This is a genomic window from Algoriphagus sp. (genome assembly GCF_046296635.1).
In the GTDB taxonomy this organism is placed as follows: domain Bacteria; phylum Bacteroidota; class Bacteroidia; order Cytophagales; family Cyclobacteriaceae; genus Algoriphagus.
This window is the reverse complement of record NZ_JBKBKZ010000002.1, coordinates 253276-259910: the sequence shown is the minus strand read 5'-3', so window position 1 is coordinate 259910 and position 6635 is coordinate 253276. Positions and strand designations below refer to the sequence as shown.

The window sequence follows — 6635 nt, the reverse complement described above, 5'->3', positions numbered from 1 at the left end:
ATCTTGTCATAGAGCACATAAAACCTGTACTCACTCTCAAGTTTGGCCTTTTGGTATAGTTTCCCCTGTAGAGCCAAAACCCTTTCTGAATCGGGTATCTCACTCCGCCGACGTTTGATCAGCTCGTACTGTCCCGATCCTCCGATATTATCCTGATGGTTCATCAATTGTATCCGATTTTGACTCCTGAAAACTTTATCCTTAGCAATGCCCCTTCGCTCACTGTGCTTTTACCTTTCCACAGCTCGATCACTACTATGGGCATCTCCGACTCCCTCGGACGGAAGTTGACACCTTCCCCGTTAGGGTATCCCACGTTCATGTGTAACCTTGTCTGACACGCAACATCATATTACTCCGGGTATCCATCAATATGCATTTTACCGTTGCTTCTATTGATGTTTCAGGCTTCACCAAATCCGAGAGGATGGCCAATACCAAAGCGTAACGAAGCTTGACTGATGCAGCTTACCAAACCGAAATTCCTGAGCTTCACAGAGTTTGTTTCCGCCCAAAGTGTCAGGAATACTTCAGCCCGAACGGCAAATTTGGCTGGAAAGAACTTTCATCTTCCTAGGTTTTTAAGTTAATTTATAACACACACGCCTCGTGGCGCACCGGATTTTCACAGATTGTTCTCCTTTTATCTGTGTTCACCTTCCCGCAGCAGACCTAATTTATCTTGGAAAGATGTTTTTTTTCCCGCAGATTCCCGCAGAAAAAGTCGCTGATTTGCGCAGATTTTTATTTGTCCTGCTTTTCAGAAAGCAGGACAATTTTCATAAAAAGTTCTCCAACGTTCCTGACAGCCTTCAGACGGTTTTTTTTAATGAATAGGCCAAGTCTATTCCAGAATGAAATCTGCGCCGATCAGCGAAATTAATCCGCAAAAATCAGCGGGAAATAGTTGAGAACTATCAGAATTGGCATTTTTTGGGAAAAATATAACTAAAGCCTAAACCCACTCCGAATTATATCCAAAGCCACAATCGCATCCTTCTCTTTTGAATAATCGAAAACTCTGAATTTTTTACCTCCAGAAACTAGTACACATTTATAAACTGTAGTATTACAAGAGATTGTGGGGCTGATTCCATTGGGGAAATTGGACTCAGTGTAGGTGTAGTGGATCAATTCTGCATTTTCAATTTTTGGTAGATTTTGCCACTCCCCAAACTTTATCCACAGAAAGCTTTGGTATTCTTTGAATTTGTTCGCTTCAAAATCTATTAGAGTTCCTTCTGATATGGAAATCATTAAGCAGCCAATTACCACCGCCCCTCCACCTACCAAAAGGACCTTATTAAGGTCAGTTTCCACTTCAAACAGGAATGCAACTGCCAATACAATCAGTCCCATTAGAATTACAATCTTTCCTATGGTTTTTATTCCGTTTCTCTGGATTGAATAATGGAAGTGTTCCAAGGTTCGTAGGTTTGTTGTTCGCTCAATAAGGACAGCAATCGGTCATTCACTTCAAATTTAAAGCTCCCGCAGATTACCGCAGAAAAAGTCGCTGATTCACGCAGATCTGTTTAACTCAACTTAGAGAATCTGTAGGATCAGAGTAAGAAATCAACCAAAATCTTGTAAAAAAGAGTTACCAGTTAATTCCCAAGCCCAGCTCAATAGTAATACTTGTACCTCTGCATTACATTTTTTCAAGTTCGTATTCAATCATTGTTTCCATTCCAAGAGAAGGTTCTGGCATATCGGAACTTATAATGATTCCCTTCGGATCAATTAAAAAATATTTTGGGATTGCTTTGACCAAATATTTATCTCCAAAAATATCATTTATCCCACTTGGGATATTTACCTCAATTCCAAAATTCTGAGGATTAGTTCGAGACACGAAATTTTTCCATCGATCAAGTTCAGAATCTACTGAAACCATTAAAACTGCAATTCGGGGATCATTTTGGTACTTAGCAGCAATATCTAAAATATTTGGGCGGTGTTTTACGCAGGGTCCACACCAAGTTGCCCAAGCATCAATAAGGATAACTTTACCTTTGAGGTCGGATAGATCAAAATCAGAATTGTCCGACTTTTTAGCTTTAAAATTAAACGCTTCAACACCAGCCATGGAGGAGAAAAAGGAATCTGATGCTCTATTAATCAAGAATGAATAAGGATTGGATTTCTCTCCTTCCAGTGCCGCAGTAATTTTGTCCGATGTAAACAATTGCTCATGAGGTCTCCAATAGGATGGATGTTCTATCACTGATTTTATATAGTACGCCTTCAAGAAATTTTTTAAATCAAGGTTTTCGGTCTTTTTTTCGATTTCCCTAAGAAAAGTTTGGATATTTTGAATGGAATCCTGTTCTCTCAACAACTCAATTTCATATTTGAATAGGATCATATCCGGTAAAGATTTCGCTTCTGATTCGGAAGAATTAATCTTTTTGATAAAATCGAAATAAGGGTCTTGTGCCTCATACTCTTTCACAATTCTCCCATAATACATCAAGAAATTGTAGGCCCTCGCTTGGTTTTGATATTTGAGTAGTGCTTTCTCTGAATCACTGATTCTTGGTTCAAGTTGCTTTATGACCTTGTCTCTAGCCTCGATTAAGCTATCAAACTTTTCTTTTACCGATTCGGGATCGCCAACCCTAAAAATTAATCCTGCGTAGTGGGAAAACATTTCATTTGTCGAATGCCAAATAACATTTACCATTGAATCTGCTGGTGATTCTTCTGTCACAAAAAAGTCCCCACTAGCTATCAGGATTTTGGATACTCCCGGTCCAAGGATAGTTAAGTAAGACTTATCACTTCCTTTCACCTGAATGCTTGCAAGTAGTTGTCCTTCAATAGGGAAGGAAAAACTTTTCTCAGAGGAATTTATTGGTACTTTTCCTAAAACTTTTCCAGTTATCAATTCTTGAAAAAATAAAGAATCGTATTCTGTATTTATTTCTGGAACTGTGATATCAAAAACTTGAGAGGGTTGAGAACATGAGGTAATGAAGATTCCCACAAAAAGTACTAAAACAAATGTTCTCATGAAAAATTGGGGTTAGATGTAAGCTATCTATCTCTAAAATAAAAACTAAATCCTAAATCACAAAAACCCAATCTAAAAGTTTAAGTTTTTTAGGGTTTTTCGCAGCCCTGAAGCCATCAGGCAAGTTTCTCAGATCTTCCAAAATCACCGCAGATCAGCGGGAAACTCAGAATGAAATACCCTGTTATTTCCTTTTGTTTGAGGGTAAAAATCGCTCAGTCACAATCCGCACCCCTGCACTAAACCAAAATGGCAAAGGACTTTCTCCTCCCATTCCTTCTCCAATGGTCATGTCAATCTGAAGCAGATCGCTGAAAAAGTATCGATAGCCTACCTGATAGGAGATTCCTGCTCCCGGCACGTAAGGATCTCCGGAGAATATCTCTCCCACTAAATGCATTCCCTTATGCACTCTAACTTGTGAACCAAAACCCCAGGTTCCCAAAAGGTCACCGGAACCGTCAATATGTAAATAATTTGCTCCTAAATTTCCATGAATTAATACGTCCTCGTTTTCTCCAAAGCATTGGCTAACAGTTAAAAATCCAAAAGTTCCGTATCCTTCCGGTTTGAATGCACCTTTTCCTCCCGGGAAAAAACTTCCCAAAACTGCACCAAATCCCGGTCCTTTACCGGACTCATATTCTCTGAAAAGAACTTTCCCTTGGACAAGCGGCAGAGCATAGGAAAAGTTGGTTCCTCCTTGTTCACTTTTTTCATAGCCCAACACACCGCCAATGGACAATTCCAGCCATTTATTTGGCCCATACGCGGCCATCAGCCATTGCTGACCTTCATGCTTATCAATCCTCATCCAAGCTTCCATTTGAGCAAGTCGGTTGCCCACAACTCTTGAATCATCAGTAATAAATGGTCGTACATCCTCTTTGGAATTTTCTCCTTGTGGGCTGTCGGGCTTAAGGTCGGCAATCTTCTCCTGAGAGATACTTGTATTCGATCCGATTTGGAAGTTTGGTGATTTCAAACTACTTGATCCGACCAAGGAAGAGTCCTGAGCTTGTAATCCAAAAGAAATAAATAATATGCCAGCAACAACGGGGAATTTTAGAAGTCTTTTCACGTGAAAAAGGGGATTCGAGTGAATTTGGTCTAACAAGTAGACCAGGTCAATTAAAGGTTTCTTAGGGCAAAGTTAAGAAATTATGGTCAACCGCTTTGTTAATCACAGTTAACAAAGAAAAATATGGAGGGGCTTTTTCATATAAAATGGTTTCCCACAGATTTCCACAGAAAAGATCACGGATTTTTAGTTGTCCTGCTTTTCCGAAAGCTGGACTCCGTTCTCTAAAATGAATTCCTTCAGACCTGAAGCCGTCAGGCAAGTTCCCGCAGATCTTCCAAAATCAGCGCATATCTACGAAAGTAATCAGTGCATATCAGCGGGAAAGAAATCAACGATCACGAGCTCAATCTGAAATTCAATATTTCGATCTACCAAAGTCCGATCTGCCCAAGAGCCTTCGTAGGCTATATTCCAATCAAACCGATCGATAAGAAATCGAGTGGAAATAGAATTTCCTTTTTGAATGGCGGAAAAAGTAATGTTTTTGGTAATTCCCCGGATAGTCAGATTTCCTGAAATCTCCAGATTTTCAGTGGAATGTCTGATTATTTCAGTGATTTCAAAGGTTGATATTGGAAAGTTATCCACATGAAAGAAGTCCGCATGCAATAAATGATCGGTCAAGTTTTTGATCGGAATCGGATCAGTTATAGGGATGTCGGAGATGGAAATAGACTTCATGTCGATTTCAAATTTGCCCCCAGATAATCCATTTTTATCCTTCAACATAATTCCTTGAATGATTCTTACTTCTCCTTCATGACTTCCGGCTCCCCGCATTTTGGTTCCTTTCCAGAAAAGTTTGGATCGCTCCAAGTCAAGTTTTAACGAGTCTACTTCCTGTTTGGCAATTTGAGTTTCGGTTTGCTGCTTTTTGATGTGAACTGTTTGGACTTCAGAATTTGACTTTTCCACACAGCTTGATGCCATTAGAAGTAGGACTAAAAATTTAAACTTATTCATAGTCCGGAATATTGAGACCCAAAATGATATCTCTACGGATTATGAGTATCCCGTTTTCCAGTTTTGGATTGCCTATCCCGGACCCTCCCCTGTTTGTAAGCCTTCTTCGACGCTCTTGATTCAAAATTGGATCATTTTCAAACAAATAATCATCCAGATAATATTCGTTTTTGTCGGGCTCTTTTACTGTAAGATGAATATGTTCCGGTTCGGCGAGATCTGGATAGGCCGCTGGGCGGAATGTGTAAAAAGTATAGCGCCCACTTTGATCCGTTTTGATCCAACCTCGGAGATATCCATGTCGTCTTGCCCAGCCGGTTTCATCTCCTTTTTTGGGATAAACCCCTGTTCTGTCGGTATGGTAGACATAGAGGATTACGTCCTTAGCAGGGGTTTTTCCGTCCCGCTGAAAAACCGTTCCGGTGAGTTTGAGCTTAGGTTCAGAGATTTCAAAACCCGGAAGTGTATCAAGGGGTGTCAAGGATTTATTCCCAAACTCAAAGATAGCTTCGCAGCCTTCACAGCCTCCACCGACTAATTTTCGGGATTGTGCGGAGCAGTTGAAATTCAGGAATAGACAGAAGAGGATCAGGCATCTTTTCAGGATTCGGTTCATCGCTTTCTTTTTTCCAACAAATTGAAAGAAAGAATTGGGGCCCTACAAATTAGATGTTTTGACCTGTGGATATTCTCTATTAACCTGAGTGAGCGTGATCAAATTTGCTGCGAAAGTCTTGGACGTAATTTCTGCTCAAACGAAGTTCCTGCCCATTCGAAAGAAAAAGGTCGTAATCTCCATTCCCTCTGGAACTGATCGAATCCACTTTGCTGACATTTACTAAAGTGGTTTTATGAATTCTTACAAAAACTGAGGGGTCCAGTTTTTCCAAAAATGATTTAAGTGATCCCTGTTGCAGGTACTTTCTTTCCTCAGTAATGAACTCGACATACGGGGTGGCAGAAGTAATGTACAGAATGGATTCTATGGAAACTTTCTCCGTTTTTTTGCCGGTCTGTAGGAGTAAAAAATCAGGATACTCTCTGGATTCTTGAAGTTTAGTATCCGTTGGTCTTTCCAGAGGAATCAAGGAAACCGCCGTGTAGATCAGTAGGTATTTGTATAAATCATTGGATACCGAGTAAACCAGATTTCCCCAAAACCCGAACGTATGATTATAAAACAAACTTGAGACCGAGTACACCAGAAAGGCAAAAAGAAGCAGGTGGAGAATCGTAGCCACGAGCACAAAAAGAGATCTGATAGCCCATTTGGAATTAATCCTGAGAATGATCTTTGCCTTTCTGAAGGTATATCGCAACAGAAATGTGACAGGAAGAATCAACGCCCAAAAGAGGTTAAACAGGAGCGACTCTGAAAAATAAAATGAGTAGGATTGATATCTGGATTGGAGGTAGTCCTGAAAGATGGTGACACCTAAAATTATCACCAAGAGGATGAGAAAGCCCTTGGCCCGTTTTAGTTTCGACATTCGCCGCAGGTAGATGGCTCGTTGTGAATCCATCTCAAAATTTACTCAAATCTCGGATGAAGTTATGGGTATAAAAGCAAAA

Annotated in this window: 7 protein-coding genes; all 7 read right to left on the bottom strand. The window is 40.1% G+C overall.

The window, feature by feature from the left end:
• Positions 1-163: 163 nt before the first annotated feature.
• Positions 164-322 carry a hypothetical protein gene (locus ACK4HU_RS03325; RefSeq protein ID WP_409803428.1) on the bottom strand — a complete coding sequence of 53 codons (159 nt, stop codon included), beginning with the start codon at positions 320-322 and terminating at the stop codon, positions 164-166.
• A gap of 626 nt (positions 323-948) precedes the next feature.
• Complete coding sequence (locus tag ACK4HU_RS03320) at positions 949-1425, bottom strand: hypothetical protein (protein ID WP_409803427.1); 477 nt, start codon at positions 1423-1425, stop codon at positions 949-951.
• 226 nt (positions 1426-1651) lie between these two features.
• A complete protein-coding gene (locus ACK4HU_RS03315) occupies positions 1652-3016 on the bottom strand; it encodes a TlpA family protein disulfide reductase (RefSeq protein WP_409803426.1) in 1365 nt (454 codons plus the stop codon).
• Positions 3017-3200: 184 nt separating this feature from the next.
• Positions 3201-4097, bottom strand: coding sequence for a hypothetical protein (locus tag ACK4HU_RS03310; RefSeq protein WP_409803425.1), 897 nt, complete (start codon positions 4095-4097; stop codon positions 3201-3203).
• A 306-nt stretch (positions 4098-4403) separates the two neighbouring features.
• Positions 4404-5063 (bottom strand): YceI family protein, encoded by a 660-nt coding sequence (locus tag ACK4HU_RS03305; RefSeq protein ID WP_409803424.1) that lies wholly within the window; start codon positions 5061-5063, stop codon positions 4404-4406.
• The gene (locus tag ACK4HU_RS03300) at positions 5056-5679 is read right to left on the bottom strand and encodes an intradiol ring-cleavage dioxygenase (RefSeq protein WP_409803423.1); all 624 of its coding nucleotides are present in this window, start codon (positions 5677-5679) and stop codon (positions 5056-5058) included. The genes ACK4HU_RS03305 and ACK4HU_RS03300 overlap by 8 nt, the downstream gene beginning before the upstream one ends.
• Before the next feature lie 79 nt (positions 5680-5758).
• Positions 5759-6553: a LytR/AlgR family response regulator transcription factor gene (locus tag ACK4HU_RS03295; RefSeq protein ID WP_409803422.1), complete on the bottom strand. Its 795-nt coding sequence runs from the start codon at positions 6551-6553 to the stop codon at positions 5759-5761.
• Positions 6554-6635: the final 82 nt, after the last annotated feature.

Coding starts and splice junctions, on each gene's coding strand:
- ACK4HU_RS03325 (WP_409803428.1), bottom strand. CDS start 322: ATGAACGTGGGATACCCTAACGGGGAAGGTGTCAACTTCCGTCCGAGG.
- ACK4HU_RS03315 (WP_409803426.1), bottom strand. CDS start 3,016: ATGAGAACATTTGTTTTAGTACTTTTTGTGGGAATCTTCATTACCTCA.
- ACK4HU_RS03305 (WP_409803424.1), bottom strand. CDS start 5,063: ATGAATAAGTTTAAATTTTTAGTCCTACTTCTAATGGCATCAAGCTGT.
- ACK4HU_RS03300 (WP_409803423.1), bottom strand. CDS start 5,679: ATGAACCGAATCCTGAAAAGATGCCTGATCCTCTTCTGTCTATTCCTG.
- ACK4HU_RS03295 (WP_409803422.1), bottom strand. CDS start 6,553: ATGTCGAAACTAAAACGGGCCAAGGGCTTTCTCATCCTCTTGGTGATA.